This is a genomic window from Amycolatopsis sp. NPDC001319 (assembly GCF_042896185.1).
Taxonomy (GTDB): domain Bacteria; phylum Actinomycetota; class Actinomycetes; order Mycobacteriales; family Pseudonocardiaceae; genus Amycolatopsis.
The window spans coordinates 533,470-555,644 of sequence record NZ_JBIAWY010000006.1 but is presented as its reverse complement, the minus strand read 5'-3'; the positions used below and the strand labels follow the sequence as shown (position 1 = coordinate 555,644).

General features: G+C 72.3%; 16 protein-coding genes. 8 read left to right on the top strand and 8 right to left on the bottom strand.

The annotated features are described in order from the left end of the window. Positions 1 to 190: 190 nt before the first annotated feature. On the top strand, positions 191 to 625 hold the full coding sequence (locus ACFY1H_RS26030; protein WP_366582289.1) for a VOC family protein: 435 nt from the start codon (positions 191 to 193) through the stop codon (positions 623 to 625). Positions 626 to 632: 7 nt separating this feature from the next. Here the strand turns inward: ACFY1H_RS26030 and ACFY1H_RS26025 are convergent, their stop codons facing one another. From ACFY1H_RS26025 to ACFY1H_RS26005, 5 genes are all read right to left on the bottom strand, one after another. Beyond that, positions 633 to 1,421 (bottom strand): IclR family transcriptional regulator, encoded by a 789-nt coding sequence (locus tag ACFY1H_RS26025; RefSeq protein ID WP_386950382.1) that lies wholly within the window; start codon positions 1,419 to 1,421, stop codon positions 633 to 635. Positions 1,422 to 1,506: 85 nt separating this feature from the next. Next, on the bottom strand, positions 1,507 to 2,034 hold the full coding sequence (locus tag ACFY1H_RS26020; protein ID WP_386950379.1) for a type II 3-dehydroquinate dehydratase: 528 nt from the start codon (positions 2,032 to 2,034) through the stop codon (positions 1,507 to 1,509). Between the two features lies 1 nt (position 2,035). Beyond that, complete coding sequence (locus ACFY1H_RS26015; protein ID WP_386950376.1) at positions 2,036 to 3,004, bottom strand: CaiB/BaiF CoA transferase family protein; 969 nt, start codon at positions 3,002 to 3,004, stop codon at positions 2,036 to 2,038. Further along, positions 3,001 to 4,020, bottom strand: coding sequence for an alcohol dehydrogenase catalytic domain-containing protein (locus ACFY1H_RS26010; RefSeq protein ID WP_386950544.1), 1,020 nt, complete (start codon positions 4,018 to 4,020; stop codon positions 3,001 to 3,003). The genes ACFY1H_RS26015 and ACFY1H_RS26010 overlap by 4 nt, the downstream gene beginning before the upstream one ends. Beyond that, positions 4,020 to 5,372 carry an MFS transporter gene (locus ACFY1H_RS26005; RefSeq protein WP_386950373.1) on the bottom strand — a complete coding sequence of 451 codons (1,353 nt, stop codon included), beginning with the start codon at positions 5,370 to 5,372 and terminating at the stop codon, positions 4,020 to 4,022. The genes ACFY1H_RS26010 and ACFY1H_RS26005 overlap by 1 nt, the downstream gene beginning before the upstream one ends. A gap of 312 nt (positions 5,373 to 5,684) precedes the next feature. Here ACFY1H_RS26005 and ACFY1H_RS26000 point away from each other — a divergent pair, with 312 nt between their 5' ends. Both ACFY1H_RS26000 and ACFY1H_RS25995 read left to right on the top strand, forming a co-directional pair. Further along, positions 5,685 to 5,963 carry a DUF1490 family protein gene (locus tag ACFY1H_RS26000; RefSeq protein WP_364067701.1) on the top strand — a complete coding sequence of 93 codons (279 nt, stop codon included), beginning with the start codon at positions 5,685 to 5,687 and terminating at the stop codon, positions 5,961 to 5,963. A gap of 5 nt (positions 5,964 to 5,968) precedes the next feature. Beyond that, complete coding sequence (locus ACFY1H_RS25995) at positions 5,969 to 8,149, top strand: heavy metal translocating P-type ATPase (protein ID WP_386950370.1); 2,181 nt, start codon at positions 5,969 to 5,971, stop codon at positions 8,147 to 8,149. Here ACFY1H_RS25995 and ACFY1H_RS25990 read toward each other — a convergent pair. Together ACFY1H_RS25990 and ACFY1H_RS25985 are read right to left on the bottom strand one after the other, a co-directional pair. Continuing rightward, positions 8,136 to 9,461 (bottom strand): NAD-dependent succinate-semialdehyde dehydrogenase, encoded by a 1,326-nt coding sequence (locus tag ACFY1H_RS25990; protein WP_386950367.1) that lies wholly within the window; start codon positions 9,459 to 9,461, stop codon positions 8,136 to 8,138. The genes ACFY1H_RS25995 and ACFY1H_RS25990 overlap by 14 nt on opposite strands. 13 nt (positions 9,462 to 9,474) lie before the next feature. Then, complete coding sequence (locus ACFY1H_RS25985) at positions 9,475 to 11,025, bottom strand: APC family permease (RefSeq protein ID WP_386950364.1); 1,551 nt, start codon at positions 11,023 to 11,025, stop codon at positions 9,475 to 9,477. Between the two features lie 160 nt (positions 11,026 to 11,185). Between ACFY1H_RS25985 and ACFY1H_RS25980 the strand changes: the two genes are divergently transcribed. The 5 genes from ACFY1H_RS25980 to ACFY1H_RS25960 all read left to right on the top strand — a co-directional run bounded on the left by ACFY1H_RS25980 (position 11,186) and on the right by ACFY1H_RS25960 (position 17,491). Next, on the top strand, positions 11,186 to 12,574 hold the full coding sequence (locus ACFY1H_RS25980) for a flavin monoamine oxidase family protein (protein ID WP_386950361.1): 1,389 nt from the start codon (positions 11,186 to 11,188) through the stop codon (positions 12,572 to 12,574). A gap of 30 nt (positions 12,575 to 12,604) precedes the next feature. After that, positions 12,605 to 13,471 carry a TetR family transcriptional regulator C-terminal domain-containing protein gene (locus tag ACFY1H_RS25975; RefSeq protein WP_386950358.1) on the top strand — a complete coding sequence of 289 codons (867 nt, stop codon included), beginning with the start codon at positions 12,605 to 12,607 and terminating at the stop codon, positions 13,469 to 13,471. A 30-nt stretch (positions 13,472 to 13,501) separates the two neighbouring features. After that, positions 13,502 to 14,095, top strand: coding sequence for a TetR family transcriptional regulator C-terminal domain-containing protein (locus tag ACFY1H_RS25970; protein ID WP_366582279.1), 594 nt, complete (start codon positions 13,502 to 13,504; stop codon positions 14,093 to 14,095). 205 nt (positions 14,096 to 14,300) lie between these two features. Then, positions 14,301 to 16,367 (top strand): acetate--CoA ligase family protein, encoded by a 2,067-nt coding sequence (locus ACFY1H_RS25965; protein WP_386950354.1) that lies wholly within the window; start codon positions 14,301 to 14,303, stop codon positions 16,365 to 16,367. After that, the gene (locus tag ACFY1H_RS25960) at positions 16,337 to 17,491 is read left to right on the top strand and encodes an acyl-CoA dehydrogenase family protein (RefSeq protein WP_386950351.1); all 1,155 of its coding nucleotides are present in this window, start codon (positions 16,337 to 16,339) and stop codon (positions 17,489 to 17,491) included. The genes ACFY1H_RS25965 and ACFY1H_RS25960 overlap by 31 nt, the downstream gene beginning before the upstream one ends. A 75-nt stretch (positions 17,492 to 17,566) precedes the next feature. Here the strand turns inward: ACFY1H_RS25960 and ACFY1H_RS25955 are convergent, their stop codons facing one another. Beyond that, complete coding sequence (locus tag ACFY1H_RS25955; RefSeq protein WP_386950348.1) at positions 17,567 to 21,976, bottom strand: DUF6531 domain-containing protein; 4,410 nt, start codon at positions 21,974 to 21,976, stop codon at positions 17,567 to 17,569. Positions 21,977 to 22,175 lie beyond the last annotated feature (199 nt).

Here is a 22,175-nt window from a genome sequence, read left to right as displayed (position 1 = left end):
CCGCAGCACGAGTCAGCGCGGCGCACAGGGGCGACGCGCGACGAATCAGCTCTCGGGAGGTCTCACAGCGTGGACAACGGCACGCCCTTTCGTGGGCAACGTGGTTCGGCAGCACGGTAACTGCGCACGGCGGCGCGGCTCCACCGGTTTTCGCGTGCGGGAGCGTCGGGCGTCCCGCTAGGGTGGGCCGATGGGGTCAGTCAGGCAGGTCCAGATCACCTTCGACTGTGCGTCGCCGGAGCGCGTCGCGCGGTTCTGGTGCGAGGTGCTCGGTTACGTCGTCCCGCCGCCGCCGGACGGGTTCGCCACCTGGGACGAGTTCACCCGGTCGCTGCCGCCGGAGAAGCGCGATGCGGGGTTCGTCTGCAGTGACCCCACCGGCGCAGGCCCGCGGATGTACTTCCAGCGGGTGCCCGAAGGCAAGGTCGTCAAGAACCGGGTGCACCTCGACGTGCGGGTCGGCACGGGGCTGGTGGGAGCGGAGCGCGTCGCCGCACTCGAGGCCGAGTGCGCGCGGTTGCTCCCGCTCGGCGCCACGCGCGTACAGCTGCTGGTCGCCGACGAGGAGAACGAGTCGTGCCTGGTGATGCAGGACGTCGAGGGCAACGAGTTCTGCCTCGACTGAGGCGGTGCTAGGCCCGGCGGCCGCGGCGCGACAGGTCCGCGCCGCCACGGCCCAGGTCGGCCTCGATGGCCGCGGCGGCCTCGAAAGCCTTGTCCAGCAACAGCTTCTCGTGCGCCTCGTCGATCTGGGCCAGCGGCACGGAGATGTGGATCGCGGCGGTGATCTCGCCGTACGCGTCGCGGATCGGGAACCCGTACCCGACGACGCCGGGGATCGCTTCCTCGCGGCTCACGGAGTAGCCGGCGCGCCGGATCGTCTCCAGTTCGCGCTCGAGGTCGGCCTCTTCGGTGAGCGTGTGCTCGGTCAGCTGCGGGCGTGGTTCGCCCATCAGCCGCCGGTGCAGCGGCGGGTGGAACGCGGCGAACAGCTTGCCGACGGCCGTGGCGTGCAGGAACAGCGACTGGCCCAGCCGGATGTCGACCGCGATCGGGCGCGTGCCGGGGAACCGGTCGATGTAGGACACGCGCGTGCCCAGGCGCACCGCGAGGTACACGTCCTCGCCGGTCGCGCGCGTCAGCTCCTGCAGGGGGCGGCGGGCGACGTCGCGCACCTCCAGGCCGTCGACGATCCGGATGCCCAGGCGCACCGCGCGGGAGCCGAGTGAGTAGCGCAGGTCGTCGGAGACCACGATGACGTCGGTGGCGGCCATGCGCTGCAGCAGGTTGTGGGCGCTGCTCGCCGGCATGCCGAGCCGTTTCACGATCTCGGTGAGCGTCATGCCCTCCGGGTGCCCGACGAGCAGCTCGAGCGTGTCGAACACCCGCGAGAACCGCTCCGCCCCTCCGTCGGCTGCCACGCACCCCTGCCTTTCGTCGCTGGTCATCCGCCAAAAAGCCTAGCCGATCCGCGGCCGTCCCCGGCGGCGAGACGGCCGGGGACGATCAGTGCCGGCGGGTCCCGCCGGCGAGGAAATCCGCGTCGTCGAGCGCCAGCGTCAGGGCGAGCAGCGCACCGAGGTAGCTGTACTGCCGCAGGCCCATGACCAGGCCGGTCGCCGTGTAGGTGAACCGCGACTGCTGCACGAGCTGCGGTGGCGTCACCTCGGCGAAGTGCCGCGCGGTGTTGGCGAAGTGGCATTCGACGACGGGTTTGGTCGTGTCGTCGAGGGCGTGGCGCGTGGCTTCGCCGTAGGTGGTGAGCCCCGCGGGGTTGATCACATAGCCGTCGACCTCCCGCGCGGTGCGGTGGATGAAGTCGAGGATCTCGCCTTCGTGGTTGGAGGCGAACGGGACGACGGACACGCCGAGCTCGTCGGCCATCTCGGCCACGAGCTGCTGCAGGTCGGCCAGGGACTTGATCGGGCCGTAGATCGTCTCGGAGCGGTGGCCGAGGTTGGGCATGTTCGGGCCGTCGATCACGCCGATGCGCCACGGCGTCGCGTCGGGTCCGCGAAAGCGCGAGAGGGGCATGTCAGGACTCCTGCGGTGCGATCAGGCCGAGCGGCAACGGGGTGTGGCGCGCGGCCGGACCGGCGTCGCGGCCCCGGGCGCGCAGCTGGGCGAGGGTGTCCGGGTCGCCCGTGGCGTCGGTGGGGCCGAGCGGCAGGTCGTGCTTGTGGGCCAGCGCGATGAGCTCCGCGACGGTGTACTGCGCGAACGCGGTCTCCAGCCGGGCGCGGATCTCCGCCGCGTGGCCGCGCCGGTCGGCGTAGGTGGCCAGGGCCGCGTCGTCGGGCCAGCCCAGCGCCGTGCACAGGCGCAGCCACATGTGGTCTTCGAGCAGGGCGATCGCGACAGAGCCGTCCTTGGCCGGCACGACGCCGTAGGTCGCCTCCGGCTCGGTCACGGCGAGGGGTTTGACCGAGCTCCAGGCCGTCGCGACGTCGAGCATCGCCAGGTCGAGGAAGGTGTCGCCGCCCGCGTGCCACGCCGCGGTGATCGCGAGCGCGGCCGTGGTCGCGGTGCCGAGGTCGACCCACGGCACGCCGATGCGGTCGGACTTTCCCGTGTCGCCGAGGATTCCGGCCATGGCCTGCAGCGACAGGTCGTGCGTGGGATGGCCCGACAGCGGTCCGGTCTGGCCCATGCCGCTGATGGAGCAGTAGACGACGTCCGGGCGCACCGCGCGCACGGCCTTCTCGTCGCAGCCGAGGCGGGCGGTGACACCGGGGCGGAAGCCCTCGACGAACACCGCGCACCCGGCCGCCAGTTCCAGCAACCGCTCGCGGTCGGCGGGAGACTTCAGGTCGAGGAAAACGCTGCGCTTGCCGGCGTTCACGCGCTCGAACATCGGCGCGTCGAACCGCCGGGCGGGGTCGCCGGCGGGCGGCTCCACCTTGAGGACATCGGCGCCGAGCGACGCGAGCAGGAACGTCGCGTACGGCCCGGGCAGCTGCTGGCTCAGGTCGAGCACGGTCATGCCGTGCAGCGGGGCGGTCACGGCCGGACCACCGCCCGGCCGACGAGCGCGCCGGACTCTACGGCGGCGTGGGCGGCCGCGACGTCGTCGAGGGACCAGACCCGCGGGGGCACCGGGGTGACCTGGCCACTCGAGACGAGGTCGACGACGTCGAGCAGCTCCCGGCGGTTCGCGTGGGCCGAGCCGACGATCTCCAGCTCCTTGACGATCAGGAGTCCCAAGTGGACTTCGACGGCGCCGGGATCGGTGTTGCCGACGACGGCCAGCCTTCCGTGCGGCGCCAGGGCCTTCAGCGACAGCCCGAAGGTCGGGGTGCCGGTGGTCTCGATCGCGACGTCGGCTCCGCGCGGCCGGCCGAGGTCCGCGGCGGCCGCGCGCACGGCCGGTGCGCCTTCCGCGACGGTGACCACGGCATGGGCACCGGAGTCGAGCAGCGCCTGTTTCTTGCTCTCACTGCTCGTCACGGCGATCACGGCGGCGCCGAGTGCGGCGGCGATCCGGACGGTGTGGACACCGACGCCGCCGCTCGCGCCGGTCACGAGCACGACGTCGCCTGCCGCGGTCCGGGTGCGGCGCAGCGCGTGGAGGCCGGTGCCGAGGGCGCAGGACAGGATCGCGCCGGAGACGTCGTCGATGGTGTCCGGGAGGGCGACCGCGTTGAGCGGCCCGGCGAGGACGTATTCGGCGTAACCGCCGGGGAGGTCCTCGCCGTAGAAACCCGGCCCGCCGCGGCAGGTGTTGGTGTGCCCGGCCACGCACTCGGCGCAGGTCCCGCACGGGAACCGTTGCACGAGCGCGACCCGGCGGCCGACCCACGAGGTGTCGCCGGCGGGACCGACGGCCTCGACGCGTCCGGCGATCTCGTGTCCGAGCACCTGGCCGGGTTTGGCGGCCAGCAAACCCTTGCGCGCCAGCACGTCGTGGCCGCAGATCCCGCACGCGGCCACCCGCACGAGCAGCTGGTCGGCCGTGGGTTCGGGGACCGGCCGGTCGTGCACCTCGAAGCGGTCCGGCGCCGTCAGCACCGCGGCTCGCATCACGGCGACACGACCTCGGTCACCTTGCCCGCGATCGTCGGGGCGGGGCCGGACTTGGTCGCGTCGACGTCGAGCGTGAGGTCGCGCCCGGCCGTCTCCGGCAGCCAGAACAGCAGGATCAGCCCGCAGATCAGCGCGACGCCGACCAGCAGGAGGCCCGGTGCGTAGCTCAGCCCGGTCGACACGACCAGCGCCGCGGCGACCAGCGGCGCGAAGCCCGAGGGCGCGCCGACGCCGAGGTTGAAGCCGAGCGCCCCGCTGGTGAGCCGCGTCGAGGCGGGGAACATCTCGATGAGCACCAGCGAGGTGTTGGCGTTGATCGGTGCCTGGAAGATCGCGAACACGATCAGCGCGACGATCACCACCGGCGTCGACCCGGTCCCCAGCGCCATGAACACGGGGATGCCGAACACGACGTGGCCGAGGCAGCCGAACAGCAGCGTGCTGCGCCGGCCCAGCCGGTCGGACAACCGGCCGGCGAGCGGGCACAGCGCGCAGTAGACGGCCAGGCCGATCGAGGTCAGGACCGTGGCGCGGGTGCCGCCGACGTGCGCGGTCGCGGTCAGGTAGTTCACGACGTAGGTGCCGAGGAAGTACAGGCCCACCCCGCAGATCCAGGAGAACCCGAAGGTCACGAAGATCGCCTTCGCCTGGTCGCGGCGCAGCGCGTCCTTCAGCCGGGCTCGCGGCGCGTCGCTCTTCGCGAGCTCCTGGAAGACCGGCGTGTCCTCCAGCCGCTGGCGCACGTAGAGGCCGACGGCGGCCAGCGGCGCGGCGACGAAGAACGGCACGCGCCAGCCCCAGCTGTCGAGGGCGGCGGCGCTGAGGGAGAGCTGGAAGGCCAGCGACAGCAGGGCACCGAAGATGAGCCCCAGCGCCGCCGCCATGGACGGGAAGCTGCCGGGGATCCCGCGCCGGTCCGCCGGCGCCGTCTCGATCAGGTAGGCCGAGCTCGCGCCCCACTCGCCGCCCACGGCCAGCCCCTGCAGGCACCGCAGGAACACCAGCAGCACCGGCGCGGCGATCCCGATCGCCGCGTAGGACGGCAGCACCCCGATCAACGTCGTCGCGACGCCCATCAGCGCCACACTCGCCGACAACGACACCTTGCGCCCCGCCCGGTCCCCGATGAGCCCGAACACGACCCCGCCCAGCGGCCGCACCGCGAACGCCACCCCGAACACCGCCAGGGACTTCAGCAGTCCCACCGCGCTCGACCCGCCGGGGAAGAACTCGTGCCCGATGGCCACGGCGAGGAAGCCGTACACGCCGAAGTCGAAGTACTCCAGGAAGTTCCCGATGATGCAGGCGACGGCGACCCGCCGTCTGCCCATCGCCGTGGTGGCCCTCATCGTTGTCGCCATTGACCCCGAGTCCCTTCGATTCGAAATACCGAAAGATCTTTCTTAAACTCGAATGAAGCGACGGTACTTCGTCGGGAGCTCCGCCACAAGGCTCAGGGCGGGGTCGTGAACCGTGGGCAGTCTGCTCCTGGGCGCCTGGCGTGTACCGTTCCGCCCTTGACGACAACGACAATCGTTATCGGCTACGCTGTGCCGACAGGACAGTGATCATCGGCGGGGTTAGGCTCGCGCCTTTCTCGTCGCCGATGCGGTGCCGTCGCGGGCGCGGGCGGTGACGGGCCGGATGGCTGAGGAGGCTTGGTGGTGCTGAGCGGGTTCGCCGCGAAAGCGGTGGGTGTGGTGGTGACCGGGGTCGCCGGGGCCGCGGTTTACGACGGCGCCAAGAAGGTCGCCCGGTCGGGTGCATTCCGGTCGGCGACCGTCGCGGTGACCGCGTGGGGCCTCAAGGGTGCGCGCGCGGCCGAGACGGGCGCGGAGAAGGTCCGGCTGGCGACGGCCGACGTGGTCAGCGAGGCGCGCGAACGGATCGGCGAACAGGCGCCCGTCGCCGGTTCGGCCGGGCACGGACACGAGCACTGAGTGCCGTGCCGGACGCAGCGCTGAACGTCGTCTCGGACGCCGCCGGCCGGGTCCGCTTCGTCGCGGCCGCCCTGCGGGGCAGCCGGGCCCGCGCGGTCGCGGTCGAGGACGCGGTCGACCACGTGCCCGGGGTGCGTCAGGTGCACGCCTATCCGCGCACCGGCAGCGTGGTCGTCTGGTACGACCACCGGCGGTGCGACCACGGCGAGCTGGTGGCGGCGGTCGAAGCCGCGCTGCGCACGGACGCGGCGGCGGTGGTCACGCGGTCGCCGCGCTCCGCCGACGTGCGCACCGGCGACATGCTGCGGATGGTCGCCGGCGGGGTGGCCCTGGTGCTGCTCGGCGTGCGGCGCTACGGGCTGCGCCGGCCGCCGATGCTCGGCCCGGCGAGCCGCACGGCGGCCACCGCGGTCACGATCTTCACCGGGTACCCGTTCCTGCGGGGCGCGTTGAGGTCGTTGTCCGGCGGACGGGGCGCCGGTACCGACGCGCTGGTGTCCGCGGCGACCGTGGCGAGTCTCGTGCTGCGGGAGAACGTCGTCGCGCTCACCGTGCTGTGGCTGCTGAACATCGGCGAGTACCTGCAGGACCTGACGTTGCGGCGCAGCCGGCGGGCGATCTCGGAGCTGCTCACCGGCACGCGGACGCGGACCTGGGTGCGCACGCCGGAAGGTGTCGAGTTCGAGACGGACATCGCCGATCTGGTGGTCGGCGACGAGGTCGTGGTCCACGAGCACGTGGTGCTGCCCGTGGACGGCGTGGTCGCCGAGGGCGAGGGCATCGTCGACCAGGCGGCGGTCACCGGTGAGCAGCTGCCGGTCACGGTCGCACCGGGCACCGCGCTGCCCGCGGGTTCGGTGCTGCTGCGCGGCCGGATCGTCGTGCGGGCCACGGCGGTGGGTCCCGACACCGCGATCGGCCGGATCATCACGCGCGTCGAGCAGGCGCAGGAGGATCGGGCGCCGATCCAGACGGTCGGCGACACGTTCTCGCGCCGGTTCGTGCCCGCGTCGTTCGCCTTGTCCCTGCTCACTTTGCTGGTCACCCGCGATGTCCGGCGGGCGATGACGATGTTGCTGGTCGCGTGCCCGTGCGCGGTGGGGCTGGCCACGCCGACGGCGATCAGCGCGGCGATCGGCAACGGGGCTCGTCGTGGAATCCTGATCAAGGGTGGCGCGCACCTGGAGGCGGCGGGTCGCGTCGACGCCATCGTGTTCGACAAGACCGGCACGCTGACGCTGGGCCGGCCGGTGGTGACGAACGTGATCTCGTTCGACGACGCGTGGTCGCCCGAGCAGGTCCTGGCCTACGCCGCGAGCTCGGAGATCCATTCGCGGCACCCGCTCGCGCAGGCGGTCATCCGCTCGACCGAGGAGCGGCGGATCGAGATCCCGCCGCACGAGGAGTGCGCGGTGCTGCTCGGCCAGGGCATGCGGGTCCGCACCGACGGGCGCACGATGCTCATCGGCAACGTCGATCTGGTGCGGCAGCAGGACATCGCGATGTCCGCCGACGCCGAACGCTGGGTGCGCAAGCTCCAGCAGGCCGCGGAGACGCCGTTGCTGCTGGCGGTCGACGGCACGCTGACCGGCCTGGTGTCCCTGCGCGACACCGTGCGCGCCGAGTCGCGGGAGGTGCTCGCCGCGCTGCGCGCCGACGGCGTGCGCCGGATCGTGCTGCTCACCGGCGACCACCCGGTCACCGCCAAGGCGGTGGCCGACGAGCTGGGCATCGAGGAGTTCCGCGCCCAGGCGCTGCCCGAGGACAAGCAGGACGTCGTCCGGCAGCTGCAGGCCGAGGGCCACACGGTCGCCGTCGTCGGCGACGGCACCAACGACGCGCCGGCGCTCGCGCTGGCCGACATCGGCATCGCGATGGGCGTCGGCGGCACCGATGTCGCCGTGGAGACCGCCGACGTCGCGCTCGCGACCGACGACCTGCGGGCGTTGCTCGACCTGCGTGATCTCGGCCGCCGCGCGATCACACTGGTGCGGCAGAACTACGGGATGTCCATCGCCGTCAACGCGGTGGGGCTCGGGGTGTCCGCCGTCGGCGCGCTGTCGCCGGTGGCCGCGGCGATCCTGCACAACGCCTCGTCGGTCGCCGTCGTGGGCAACAGCTCGCGGCTGATCCGCTACCGGCTGGCCGGCAAGGTCAGCGAGGTCAGCAAGGTCAGCCCGCGGTGAAGAACAGCCGCTGGTTCACGAATTCGGTGATGCCCAGCGGGCCCAGCTCACGGCCGAAGCCGGAGCGTTTCGTGCCGCCGAAGGGGAGGGCGGCGGACGTGGCGGCGGGGGTGTTGACGTTGACCATGCCGGCGTCCAGGAGGTCGGCGACGCGGGCCGCGCGGGCCGGGTCGGCGCTGAAGACGGAGGCGCCGAGGCCGAAGGCACTGCGGTTGGCGAGGTCGACGGCCTCCTGTTCGCTGCCGACGCGGTAGACGACGGCGACCGGGCCGAACAGTTCTTCGTGGAACGCGCGCATCTGGTCGGTGACGCCGGTGAGCACGGTGGGGGAGTAGAAGGCACCGGGGCCGAGCACGCCGCCGGTGTGGAGGGTGGCGCCGCGCGCCACGGCGTCGTCCACGAGGGCGGCCACGGTTTCCGCGGCGGCGCGGGAGGCGAGCGGGCCCGGCGGCGTCTGCTCTTCCGCCCGCGCGACCAAGGCGGTGACGAAGGCGTCGTAGTGGCCGGCCAGCACGATGATGCGCTTGTTGGAGTTGCAGGCCTGGCCCTTGTTGTACATCCGGAACGACCACGCGGTGGCGGCGAGCGCCTCGACGTCGTCGGTGTCCAGGACGACGAACGGGTCCGAGCCGCCCAGTTCCAGGACGCACTTCTTCAGGTGCTGTCCCGCGAGGGCGGCCACCGCGGAGCCGGCGCGTTCGGAGCCGGTGAAGGAGACGCCCTGGATCCGCGGGTCGGCGATGATCGTCTCGACCTGGGGGTGGGTGGCGAAGAGGTTCACGTACGGGGCGCAGGCGTCGGTGATCAGGCGTTCGAGGGCCAGGGCCGAGCGGGGCACGGACTCGGCGTGCTTGAGGACGATCGCGTTGCCGGCCATGAGGTTCGGCGCGGCGAAGCGGGCGACCTGGTAGCAGGGGAAGTTCCACGGCATGATGCCGAGCAGGGCGCCGATCGGGCGTTTCTGCAGCACCGCGCCGGGGGTCGGCAGCGGCTCGTCGGCCAGCAGGCCGGGGCCTTCGGTGGCGTAGTACTCGAAGATCTCGCGGCAGGAATCGGCCTCCTCCAAGCCTTCCGCGTGGGTCTTGCCCATCTCCAGCGCCATCGTCGCCGCCAGTTCCTCGGCGTGGCCGGCGAACGCGCGGGCGATCCGGCGCAGGACGGCTGCGCGCTCGGTCACGGGGACCGCGCGCCAGTCCGCGAAGAGTTTGTCCGCAGTGGACAGTGCCGACTGCACCCGGGCGTCGGTGGCGGGCGCGAAGAGCTCCAGCACCTGCCGGGTGGCCGGTTCGGTCACGGCATAGGGACGGGCCACGGCGAAACGCTCCTCAGCGGCGGAAGAAGGCGGGGTAGACGCGGCGGCACACCAGCAGCACGACCAGGCCGAGCACCAGCGAACCCGCGCCGATCACGAACGTGCCGCCGACCTCGACGCCGGTGAACGGCAGCGGCCAGCTCGTGCCGCTCGACGACGGGTCCCACGCGTGGACGAGGCTCCACGTCCCCGCGGCGAGCAGCACAACCCCGCCGATCGCCGGGAAAACCGTGCGCAGCCACAGATCCGCGGCACTCGTGCGCCATTCGGCGCGGTGGGCCCAGGCGGACGTCAGCCCGGTGAGCCCGTAGTAGAACGCGATCATCACCCCGCAGGCCGACACCGCGTCGCCGATGACGAGCCCGTGGCCGAGGAAGTTCAGGGCGATGTAGACGATCGCGCCGACGACCCCGACCGCGATCGTGCCGACGTGCGGGATGCGGAAGCGCGGGTGCACGCGGGCCAGCGCGCGGGGCAGGGCGCCCTGGTCGGCCATCGACAGCACGGTGCGGCTGAGCGTGAGCACGGTCGTCTCGGTCGACGCGGCCGCCGAGGTCAGCACCATCAGGATCAGCAGGTGCCACAGCACCGAACCGAAGCCGCCGGCGCCGAACACCGCGGTGCCGAACGCGTAGAAGACGTCACCGGAGTTGTCCGGGTTGGTCAGGCCGATGCCGCTGTCGCCGATGCCGGCGAACGACACCGCGGCGAACGTCGCCAGCAGGTACACACCCAGCAGCAACAAGGTGGAGTAGGTCGCGGAGCGGCCGGGCGTGCGGCGGCGGTCGGCCGTCTCCTCGTTGACCGTGATCGCGGTTTCCCAGCCCCAGTAGATGAACAGCATGAGCACCACACCGCTGACGAACGCACTCGGCGACGCGCCCGAGAACGGGTTGAGCCACGACAGCCGCGGCCGCTGCATCCCGGCCGGCGCCGTGCCCGTGTACACGCGCACGAGCGCGACCACCGAAAGCACCAGCAGCATCCCGAACTCGAGGAACAGCAACGCCCGCTGCACCGCGGTGGCGATCTCGATGCCGCGGTAGCAGATCAGCGTCATCAGCGCGAGCCACCCGAGCCCGGCCAGCAGTACCCACGGGTTGGCCGGGTCCGACCCGATCCCGTCGGCGCCGAACAGCAGGAACACGTACTGCCCGGCGACCTGCGCGAGGCTGCCGACCACGAGGACGAACGACGCGATGATCGCCCAGCCGCCCAGGAACCCGAGGCTCGGGCTGAGCACCCGAGAGGCCCACGTGAAGATCGTGCCGCAGTCGGGATCACGGCGGTTGAGCGCCGCGTAGCCGAAGGAGACGAACAGGATCGGGATGAACGCAACCAGTACCACGGCCGGCGCCTGGAAGCCGACGTAACCGACGATGAACGCGAGCGTCGCGGCGAGGCTGTAGGCGGGGGCCGCGGAGGCGACGGCGAGGATCAGGCTGGCGGCCATGCCGAGCGCGCCGGAGCGCAGGCCCTTGTCGGCGAACTCGCCGCCGGCCGCGACGTCGGTGCGCAGCTGGGCGGCCGTGAGTGCCTGCGAGGATTGCGGCTTTCCGGTCATCGCCACTCCTGTTTCTCCGGTTTCCCAGGTACTGGCAGCCGAACGCAACGACTGATTGACGAGTCAGCCTGGACGTGGCGCCGGTCACTGTCAAGACTTCGATCGCAACTTTCTGGACTTCAGTTGACCGGTGAGTCAATGTTGCGCCACAGTGGTCGGTGTGACTACACGAGAACGACCGGACGGCGACCCGGGTGTGGTGGTCGTGGGTGCCGGGTACGCCGGGCTGACCACCGCGTCGCGGCTGGCCGACGCCGGGATCGACGTCGTCGTGCTGGAGGCCGGCGACCGCGTGGGCGGCCGCGTGGTCAGTGAGGTGACCGCCTCGGGCGTGCGCGTCGACCACGGCGGGCAGTGGATCGGGCCGACACAGCGCCGGTTCCACGCGCTCGCGGCCCGCTTCGGCTGCACGACGTTCCCGACCTGGGAGACCGGCCGCCACGTCGAGGTCTGGCACGACGGCACGAGCGTCGGCTACTCCGGCGCCGCCCCCGACACGGGGCCCGGGATCGCGGAGTACGAACGCGTCACCACGCTGCTCGACGAGCTCGCCCGCACCGTCGACCTCGCCGAACCCTGGGCCACGCCGCGGTTCGGCGAGTTCGACGCATTGTCCGCCCGGGAGTTCTTCCGTTCGCAGACCCGCGACGAGGACGCGCTGCGGCGCCTGGCGCTGGCCGTCCAGGGCGTCTGGTGCGCCGAACCACGCGAGATCTCCCTGTTCCACGTGCTGTTCTACCTCGCCTCGGCGGGCGGTTACGAGCAGCTGATGGAAACCCGCGGCTGCGCGCAGGACGCCCGGTTCACCGACGGCGCCGACGCGGTGGCCCGCGCGATGGCCGCGGCGCTCGGCGACCGCGTCCGGCTGGGTGATCCCGTGCGCTCGATCCGCCAGACCGCGGACGGGGTCGAGGTGACCACCGGCCGCACCGTCGTGCGCGCGGCCCGCGTCGTGGTCGCCGTGCCGCCCGCGGTGCTGGAGCGGATCGCGTTCGACCCGGTGCTGCCGTCCGACCGGCTCGGGTGGGCGCGTCATTCGCCGATGGGCCGGGTCGCGAAGGTACACGCGGTCTACGACACGCCGTTCTGGCGGGCGGCCGGACGGTCCGGAATCGCCACGCTGTACGGCGAAAGCCCGGTCGGCGTGGTGTTCGACAACTCGCCCGAGGACGCGTCGCGCGGCGTGCTGGTCGCGTTCGTCTACGGCGACCGGCTCGACCGGTGGGCCGCTTGCGACGAGGCCACGCGCCGGTCCGCCGTCCTGGCGGCACTGTCCGAAGTGGCCGGTCCCGGCGAGCCGATCGAGTACGTGGAGAAGATCTGGCCGCACGAGGGGTGGACCGTCGGCGGCTACGAGTGTTTCGTGACGCCGGGGGGCTGGACGGCCCACGGCCGCGACGGCTGGCGGGCGCCGGCCGGGCGCGTGCACTGGGCCGGCACGGAGACGGCGTCGGTGTGGAACGGCTACATCGACGGCGCGATCTCGTCGGGCGAGCGCGCCGCGGGTGAGGTGATCAGCGCGCTCGAAGTCGTCGAGCAGCCGGGCTGACGCGCCGTGCCCTGGCATACTGGCCTGGCCATGACCAGTACAGACGATCGGCCGGACACCGCCGCGGTCGAGCCGGGGGAGCGGGTGCGCACCGCGCTGCGCTCCGCCGGGCTCTCGCAGCGCGAGCTGGCGCAGCGGATCGGGATGGATCCCACCGCGTTGTCCAAGGCGTTGCGCGGCACGCGGCGGCTTCGCGACGAGGAGCTGGCCGCGATCGCCAAGGCCTCCGGCGTATCCGTGCGCTACCTGGCTTCCGGCGCCGGCCCCGCGCCCGTCGCCGCACCGGACGGACGGCGCGACCGGGCGCAGCCGGTGACCGCGCAGGAGCGGCGCGACCAGATCCTCGAGGCCGCGACCGTGCTCATCGCCCGCCGCGGCTACCACAACGTGCGCGTCTCCGACATCGCGCGCTACTGCGGTACCAGCACCGCGACCGTGCACTACCACTTCCCGAGCAAGGAAGCCGCGCTGCACGCCGCGCTGGAGTTCTACGCGCGGCGCTTCCGCGAGCGGCTCGACGAGGAGTTCGGCCAGGCCAGTTCCGCGCGCGAAAAGCTGCGGCGGCTGATCGAGGTGCAGCTGACCCTCACGCCGGACGACGTCGACGAGTGGTCGGTGTGGATCCAGTTCTGGAACCAGGCCATGCTCGAACCCGAGCTGCGGCCCGCGCAGCGGCGCATCTACTCCAGCTGGCGCCGGCTCGTCGTCGACCTGCTGCGGGAGTGCCGCCGCGAGGGACTCGCGCCGGAGGCGGACGTCGAGGCGCTCGCCGACCGGTTCACCGCGATGGTCGACGGGCTGGCGATCCAGATCCTCGTGGGCTCCACCGACCTGACCCCGGACCGGATGCGGACGTTGCTGCTGCAGGCGTTCGAGCCGCACCTGGTCCTCGGCTGACCGGCCGCGCCCCGACGAACAGGAGCCCCCGTGCCACGCCCGAACGTCGAGGCGGAGCGCCGCGAGCAGATCCTCGACGCGGCGTGCGAGGTCCTCGCCGAGCGCGGTCTGCACGACTTCCGGCTGGCCGACGTGGCGCGCCGCGCCGGCGTCAGCTCCGGCACCATCCACTACTACTTCGACGGCAAACGCGCGGTGCTCAGCGCGGCGTTCGAGCACAACTACCGCCTGTCGATCTCGCTGCGCCGGACGCTGCTGGCGGCCGGGGGCCCGCCGCTGCCCGCGTTGCGGGAGCTCGTCGAGTCGTTCCTGCCGCGCCCCGCCGAAGCGCTCACCGCGTGGCGCGTCTGGGCGGAGCTGTGGGCCGAGGCGATGCGTGACGAGCAGTTCCAGGCCATCAACGAGACCCTCTACGGGCAGTGGCGGCGCCTAGTCACGGACTTGATCACGCAGGCCCAGGCCGACGGTTCGGCGCGCGCGGGGGACCCGGCCGCGCTCGCGAACATGCTCGTCGCGATGATCGACGGCCTCGCCGTGCAGGTGCTCGCCGGGTCGCGGGAGATGACCGCCGACCGGATGAACGCGACCGTGCTGCACTTCCTGGACAGCTGCGTCGCCGCCTGAGTTGCGCGTTGCGAAACTGCGGCTGCTGAGGCTGCTCCGAACGGGGCCCGATCGACTCATAGGCACTGCCAAGTAACGGAAACTGCTCGGAGACGGGCTTGTCCGCGATCGGATCGCAAGGTATAACTGACGAGCCAGTCAGCTATAGGGACGTCTCGTCCGAACCCCCTTTCACCGCAGCCGCGAGAGCCCCGGAGGGCGACCCGTGTCCGTGCCCGACGCTTTTCTCGACCCCGCTTCGATCGCCGTCGTCGGGGCGACCGACGACCGTGCCAAATGGGGCTACTGGCTCGCCACGGGCGCCCTGCGGGGTGCCCACCGGCGGGCCGTGTGGCTCGTCAACCGCCAGGCCCGGCCGCTGTTCGGCCGCGACAGCCACCGTTCGGTGGAGACCGTGCCGCAGGTGCCGGAGCTCGTGGTGCTGTGTGTGCCGGCGCCGCACGTGAAACCCGTTGTGGCACAAGCACTCGAGCGTGGCTCCCGGGCGTTCCTCGCGATCACCGCGGGCCTCGGTGCCGACGAACCGGAGCTGGCGCGGATGCTGCGCGACGCGGACGCGCACCTGCTCGGCCCGAACAGCCTCGGGCTCTACGACGCGGACGCCGACCTGCAGCTCGCGTGGGGCAACTTCACACCGGGCCCGCTCGCGATCGTGTCGCAGAGCGGCCAGCTCGGCCTGGAGATCGCGACCCTCGCCGCACGGTCCGGGCTCGGCGTCTCGCGGTTCTACTCGGTCGGCAACCAGCTCAGCGTCACGGCGGCGGACCTGCTGGAAGCGCTGGTCGAGGACGAACGGACCACCACCGTCGCGCTGTACCTGGAGGGATTCACCGAAGGGCCGCGGGTGGTCGCCGCGCTTCGGGCACTGCGCCGCGCGGGCAAGCACGCGCTGGTCCTGAGCACCGGGGCGAGCGACGGCAGCCGCCGGCTCGCGCGTTCGCACACGGGCTCGCTGACCTCGGCCGTCGCCGTGGTCGAGGCCGCCTGCCGGACGGCGGGGGCGCTGCGGGTCGCGACGGCACAGGAGCTCGTCGGCACCGCGCGGTACCTGTCCTCGGCCACGCCGCCCCGCGGCCGCCGCGTGGCGATCGTCAGCGACAGCGGTGGCCAGGGCGGGCTCGCGGCCGACGTGGCCGCCTCGCTGGGACTGTCCGTGCCGGTGTTTTCCCCTGAGCTGCAACGCAAACTCGGCGACCTCCTGCCCGCCGCGGCGGCCGTCTCGAACCCCGTCGACCTGGCCGGTGCCGGCGAAGCGGACCTCACCGTCTACGCGGCGGTGAGCGAGGCCGTGGCCGCTTCGGGCGAGGCCGACGCGGTCGCGTTGTCGGGCTACTTCGGTTGCTACGGCGAGGACGCGCCGGTGCTGGTGGACGCGGAGAACGCCGTCGTCGACCGGCTCGGCCAGCTGGCCGGCGGCGAGGTGCCGGTGGTGGTGCACAGCATGAGCGAGCGGTCGGCCGCGGTCGCGCGGATGGCGCAGCGGCGGCTCCCGGCGTATCCGGCGATCGAGTCCGCGCTCGGCGCGCTGGCCAACGCCGCTTCGCTCGGCCCGGGCCGCGACCTCGCCGCCGACGGCCGGTCCGGGCTGAGCCGGGCCACGGGCTACTGGCACGCGCGGGAAACCCTGGTGTCGCTGGGCATTCCGGTGCCCCGGGCTGTGCGGGTCGACGACGCCGCCGCCGTCAGGCGGGCGTTCGCGGACCTGCGGGCCCCGGCCGTGCTGAAGGCCGGCTGGCTGGAGCACAAGAGCGAGCACGGCGGTGTCCGGGCGGGGCTGGCCGACGCAGGTGCGGCCGTGGCGGCGTTCACCGAGATGTCCGCGCGGCTCGGGCCGGGGGAGTACGTCCTGGAAGAGCAGGACACCCGAGCCGGTGTCGTCGAACTGCTCGTCGGCGCGCGCCGCGACCGCGACTTCGGGCCGACGATCACGGTCGGCTTCGGCGGCGTCGAAGCCGAGCTGTGGCGAGACGCGCGGGTCGAGCTGGCCCCGGTCGACCGGGCCACGGCGCTGGCCATGCTCGACGGGCTGCGCTGCCGCCCGCTGCTGGCGGGCTGGCGGGGCAGACCGGCGGTGGCCGTCGGCGCGCTCGCCGACGTGATCGTCCTGGTCTCCCGAGCCATCGCGGCCGATCCCGGCCTCACCGACCTGGAGCTCAACCCGATCCGGGTCGCCGCCGGCGGGGTGCTCGCCGTCGACGCGCTGATCCTGCACGAGCCCGACCACTTCCCCGAGGAGGAACCATGCCCCAGGCAGCCGAACCCTGGCCCCTGACCGACGAGCAGCGCGACATCGTCGAGCTCTGCCGGCAGTTCGCCGTCAACGAGATCCGCCCGCGCGGGCGCGAGGTGGACGAGCGCGACGTCGAGTCGCCCCTGGACATCTTCCGCTCCGCCGCGAAGGCGGGGATCACCGATTTCATGCTGCCGGAGGAGTTCGGCGGCGGCGGGTTCACCGATGTCGTGACCCAGTGCCTGGTGCAGGAACAGCTGTGCTGGGGCGACCCGGGCATCGGGAACTTCCTGTGCTCCAACGGGTTCTTCGCCGATCCGGTGCTGGAGCTGGGCACCGCCGAGCAGAAGGAGGAGTGGCTGCGGCCGCTCACCGGCCCGGAACCGCTCTACACCGCGCTCGCCACCACCGAACCGGGCTCGGGCTCCGACGCCGCGTCGATCACCACGACCGCGCGCCGCGTCGAGGGCGGGTACGAGATCACGGGCCAGAAAGCCTGGATCTCCAATGCAGGCCTGGCCGACCAGTACGTCGTCTTCGCCAAGACGGATCCGGCGCAACGGTCTTCGGGAGTCACGGCTTTCCTGCTGCGCAAGGGAACCGAGGGCATGACCTTCGGCGAGCCGATGAAGAAGATGGGCCAGCGCGCCATCGTGTGCCGGGAGATCTTCTTCGACCACGTCTTCGTCCCCGAAGCGCACCGCCTCGGCGACGAGGGCCGCGGCTTCCACGGGCTGATGAAGACGTTCGACATCTCCCGCATCGTGCTCGCCGCCGCCGCGACGGGCGCCGCGCGCGCCGCCTACGAATACGCGCGCGACTACGCCCGCGAACGCACCCAGTTCGGCAAGCCGATTATCGAGCACCAGGCCGTGGCTTTCCGGCTGGCCGACATGGCCACGCGCATCGAGTCCGCGTGGCTGCTCACCCTCAACGCCGCCCGCCGCATCGACGCCGGCGAGCTCGCCACGAAAAACGCGGCCATGGCGAAACTCCAGGCCTCGGAGACCGCCATGTTCTGCACCTGGGCCGCCGTCCAGACCCTCGGCGGCTGGGGCTATTCCCGCGAGTTCCCCGTCGAACAGTGGATGCGCGACGCAAAGCTCGAAGAACTCGAAGAAGGCACCTCGGACATCATGCGGCTGGTGATCTCGCGCCAGCTGTGAACCCGGCTCGGACCGGGTCCCCCGACCCGGTCCGAGCCGGTGCTCAGTACGCCACCCGTGCGGTTTTCGCGCCGGTCATCCGTCGATCTCCATGGCGTCCGGGTCGGCGGCCCAGCCCGGTTCGCGGCCGGCGCGCTGCTGGCTCGCCATTTGCTGCATGCGTTCCTGCTGCTGCCGGATCCGGTCCTTGATCGCCTGGTCGGACATGTCGACCTTGGGGTCGTCCTTGACGTAGTCGTCTGCTTCCTTGAGCTGCTCGTCGGTAGGCGGCTTGACGCGGTGGCCCATCTCGTTTCCGTGGAGGAACATCGGCATGTCCTCTTTGGACACGTTGGCGCCGTCCCGCACGACGTCGCGCGCCGTGTGCATTTCGATGACGTCGTCGTGCGAGACCGGCGGGGTGTGGGTGGTGCCGCCCGGGACGCCGACACCACCGGTGCCGTCGCTGTACTCGATCGACTTGCCCTCCATCTTGTCCACCATGTGGTGGTAGGAGTCGTCGGCGACCTTGCCCTGGGTCGTGCCGGCGGTCGGGCGGAAGGAGTCGCGGTTGGGCGCGGGATGCTCCGCGTGGGTCATCTGCGGCTCGTGCGGGGTCTCCATGTCGTTCTTGTAGTGCGGGTTCGGCTCCCAGTCCTGGATCCTCTTGGGCACGCCGGGAGTCTTGGTTTCGCTGACGTAAGCGGGGTTGTCGATCATGCCCCCGTCCTTGTGCTGGTGGGCGTAGGTGAGTTGGTTGAGCTGGACGCCATCGCTCGGCCGGCCCTCCCGCAAGGTGTTGCCGAGGGATTCGCGGTAGGTGTCGGCGTTGAACCCCGAGCCGTCCTTCTCACCGCGCACGCCGGTGCCGATGTTGTCGCGGTGCGCCTGCGCCGACTCCTGGTAGGCGGGCGCGTCGTCCTCCATGCGCCTGGCGTCCTTGATGTTGGCCGCCTCGTCCGGGGTCTTCGGCCCGCGATCGCCGGCCTTGACGCCGTCGCGGATCTGGGTCTCGTGCGCGTTCGCCCGCTGGAACTCGTCGCCGCCGATGGCCTTGTACCCGATCGGGTGTTCGGACTCGTGCGTCTTGCCGCTGACGAGCTTGTTGGGGTCCTTCCAGGTCGAGTCGTTCTTGATCTCGTTCTGGTACTTCTCCCAGGTGCGGGCCTGTTCGTGTTTGGTGGTGCCGTAGCTGCCGTCGGACTTGGCCGGGTTGCCGTCCGGCTTGGTCTTCACCTTCGGCGCCTTCTTGCTCGGCCCGGGGTTGTTGCCGGTCAGCTGCTGCTTCGCCTTGCTCACCTTTGACTTCGACGGGCCGGTGGCCGCTGCCTGCTGCTTCTTCTTCGCCGCACACGGGGTGACGGTCGGAGCGAGACCGAGCGGGTCGGCCAATGCGGTCGGGTTGAGGGCGTAGGCCTGGGAGTCCGGGCCGGGGTCGAGGCCCAGCGGGTCGTGGGAGAGGTAGCGGCCGACCTCGGGGTCGTAGTAGCGGTTGAGGTTGTAGTGCAGCCCGGTCTCGGCGTCGTGGTACTGCCCGGGGAACCGCAACGGTGTGGTGGTGCGGCCCGGTCCGTCGAGGACCTTGCCCCAGAGCGTGGCCTGGCGGTGCCACGCGACCTCCCCGGATTCCTCCAGCAGCTCGCTCGGCGTGCCGACGAGGTCGGTGACGATGGTGTGGAACCGCTCGTCCGGCGTGCCGAGGACGCGTTCGGTCTGGGTGAGGGCGCGGCCGGTGCCCGGTTCCCACTCCCACACGGTGGCGACCTGAGGCTGGCCCGGTTCGGTGCGCACCTGCTCGGCGAGCGTGTCCCCGTCCCACGCGAACTGCACCTGCTCGGCCACCCGGCCGTCCGGCGTGAGGCGCTGCTTGGCGACGCGGCGGCCCAGCGCGTCGTAGCGGTAGCGCCAGTGCTCCCCTTGGGGCGTGAGCACCGAGGTCAGCCGGCTCTCGGCGTTCCACCGGAACTGCCACTGCGGGCTCGCCGGCCCGGCACCGCGCAGGGTGGTGCGGCCTTCGGGGTCGTGGGCGTAGCGGACCGCTCCCGCGGCGGTGAGCAGCGTGCCGCGGCACTCGCGCGGCCCGGCAGTCGGCGCACCCGGCGTCTGCGCCTGGGCGATGACACCGGTCTGGTGGTAGGCGTAGCTCTCCTGCCAGCCCTGACCGACGACGGCCCGGACGCGGCCCGCGCGGTCCACGGTCAGCGTGCGGGGGCCGGTGATCGCGTCGGTCACCGAAGCCAGGTAACCGTCGGCGAGGTAGCCGTACTCGCGGTGCTGGGTCGTGCGGGCGCCGGCGACGACCGTCTGGGCCACCAGCCGGTCGCCCGGGGCCCAGCCCTGGCGCAGTTCCGCGGCACCGAAGCGGCGGACCCGCTCGTGGCCGGCGAGGTCGTGCTCGAAGCTCAGCGAGCGGTTGCCGACGTGCAGCGCGGCCAGCGTGCCGGCCGGCCCGTACTCGAAGCGCGACGCCGCGCCCGAAGGCGTGTGGCGCACGCGGCGCCGGCCGAGCTCGTCGTACTCCGAGCGCACCACGCGACCGTCCACAGTCTCGGCGACCACACGGCCCAGCGCGTCGTAGGCGAAGGTGACCTCGGCGTCGGCGTTGCGCGCGGCCACCATGCGGCCTGCCTCGTCGTAGGCGAAGGTCGCGACGTCTTCGCCGGTGACGCGGCGGACCACCTGGCCCATCACGTCGCGCTCCAGCGTCGTGGTCTCCCCGGCGCCGTTGGTGCGGCCGATCAGCTGCCCGGCCGCGTCGTAGCGGTAGTGCAGGGTGCGGCCGTTGAAGTCGGTCTCGCCGGTGAGGTTCCCGGCGGGGTCGTAGCGGTAGTGCCAGACCAGGCCTTGCTCGTTGGTCACCGACACCAGGCGCAGCTCGGTGTCGTAGGCGTAGGCGAGCCGCTCGCCGTCCGGGCCGGTTTCGGCCACCGGCAGGTCGAACTGCGCGTACTCCGTGCGCGTGGTGTTGCCGCGCGCGTCGGTGCTCTCGTCGGTGTTCCCGAGGGCGGAGTCCTTCCACCGCCACGTCGCGCCGTCCGGCTCGATCCGTTCGGCGAGCTGGTCGCCCGCCGCCCACGCGAGCCGGGTGAGGCCGCCCAGCTCGTCGGTCATCGACGTGGTGCGGCCGAGCAGGTCGTAGGTGTAGCGGGTGACGGCGCCGTCCTCGTCCTCCACGCTCAGCGGCCGGCCCGCCGCGTCGGACTGGATCCGGGTGGTGCCACCGAGCGCGTCGGTGACCACGGCGACGTTGCCGCGCTCGTCGTAGGCGTAGGAGGTCCGGGCACCGAGCGGGTCGACGACACCGGTGACCTTGCCGCGCGCGTCGTACTCGTAATGCCACGTCGCGCCGTCCGGGCCGATCGCGGCGACCGGGCGGCCCTGCTCGTTGTACTCGGTCAGCGACCGTGTCCCGTCCGGCGCGGTGATCGCGACGACCCGGCCGGCCTCGTCCCGCTCGTAGCGGACCTGGCGGCCCAGCGGATCGGTCCGGGTGAGCAACCGGCCGTGCTCGTCGTAGGCGAGGCTGGTGGTGTGGCCCAGCGCGTCGGTCTCGGCGATCACCCGCAGCCGGTCGTCGAGGTGGAACCGGCGCACGGCGCCGAGCGAGTCGGTGACACTCGTGACGAGGTTCTCGCGGTCGTAGTCGATCGTGCAGTCGAGGTACCCGTCGGTGCCGCGCGCCTGCACGACCCGGCCCGCCGCGTCGAACCCGTAGCCGTACCAGCGGCCGTTGACGTCTTCCCAGCGCACGATCCGGCCGTCGGCGTCGTAGGTGAAGCGGGTCGGTGTGCCGGCGGCGTCGACGACCTCGGCGAGCCGGCCGCGCGCGTCGTAGGCGTAGCTCGCGACCACCGTGCCGTCGGCGGCCCGCAGCGCGGTGATCCGGCCGCCCGCGCTGTCGAACAGCACCCGGGCGCCGGAGGAGTGCACCAGCTCCGCCGGCACCTCGTTCACGCCGGGCACCACGTCGATGCGGTTGCCGTCGCCGTCGAAGATCGTCCGCAGCGGGAACACACCGTCGGCGGACTGCTCGAAGAACAACGTGTGCTGCTGTTCCGGGTCCTCGACCAGGTAGCCGTCCTCGACGCGCCGCAGCGGCCGTGCCGGGCCCGCGACCGGCAGCACGGGGGAGCTCACCGGCACGGGGTAGCTCTGCAGGCTGCCGTCGGCGAGCGCGACGTGCAGGCCGTCGTCCTCGACCTCGAGCCGCTGGTCCACAGTGGACGCCCACGACGGGCCGAAGAAGCGGCCCGCGCGGTAGGACGAGATGTGCGTGCGCGACACCTCCAGCGGCAATGCGCCGGGGATCTCCAGGTCCGTCTGCGTCAGCAGCATCCACCCGGTGGCCACGTCGATCGGGTCGCCGCACACCGACCGGTCCGGCGGCGGGGTGCCGTTCTCGTCCGGGTTCGCGTTGCTGTCCTTGATGCTCTTGCCGCCGCTGCCGGAACCACCCGAGCTCGAGGTGACCGTCTTGTCGTCCCCCAGCCCCTTCGGCGTCTGCACCGGAGGCGGTTCGGGGTCGGTCTTGAGCGGGGGCGGGTCGCTCTTCAGCGGTGGCGGGGTGCCACCACCGCCGGTGGAGCCGCCGCCGGAACTCGACGCGTGGGTGGCGTCGTCCCCGCCCTTCGACGCCGGTGGTGGGGTGTAGTCCTTGGCGTCGCCGGAGTACCCGGAGGCGGAGGTGCTGTCGTCGCCGCTCGAT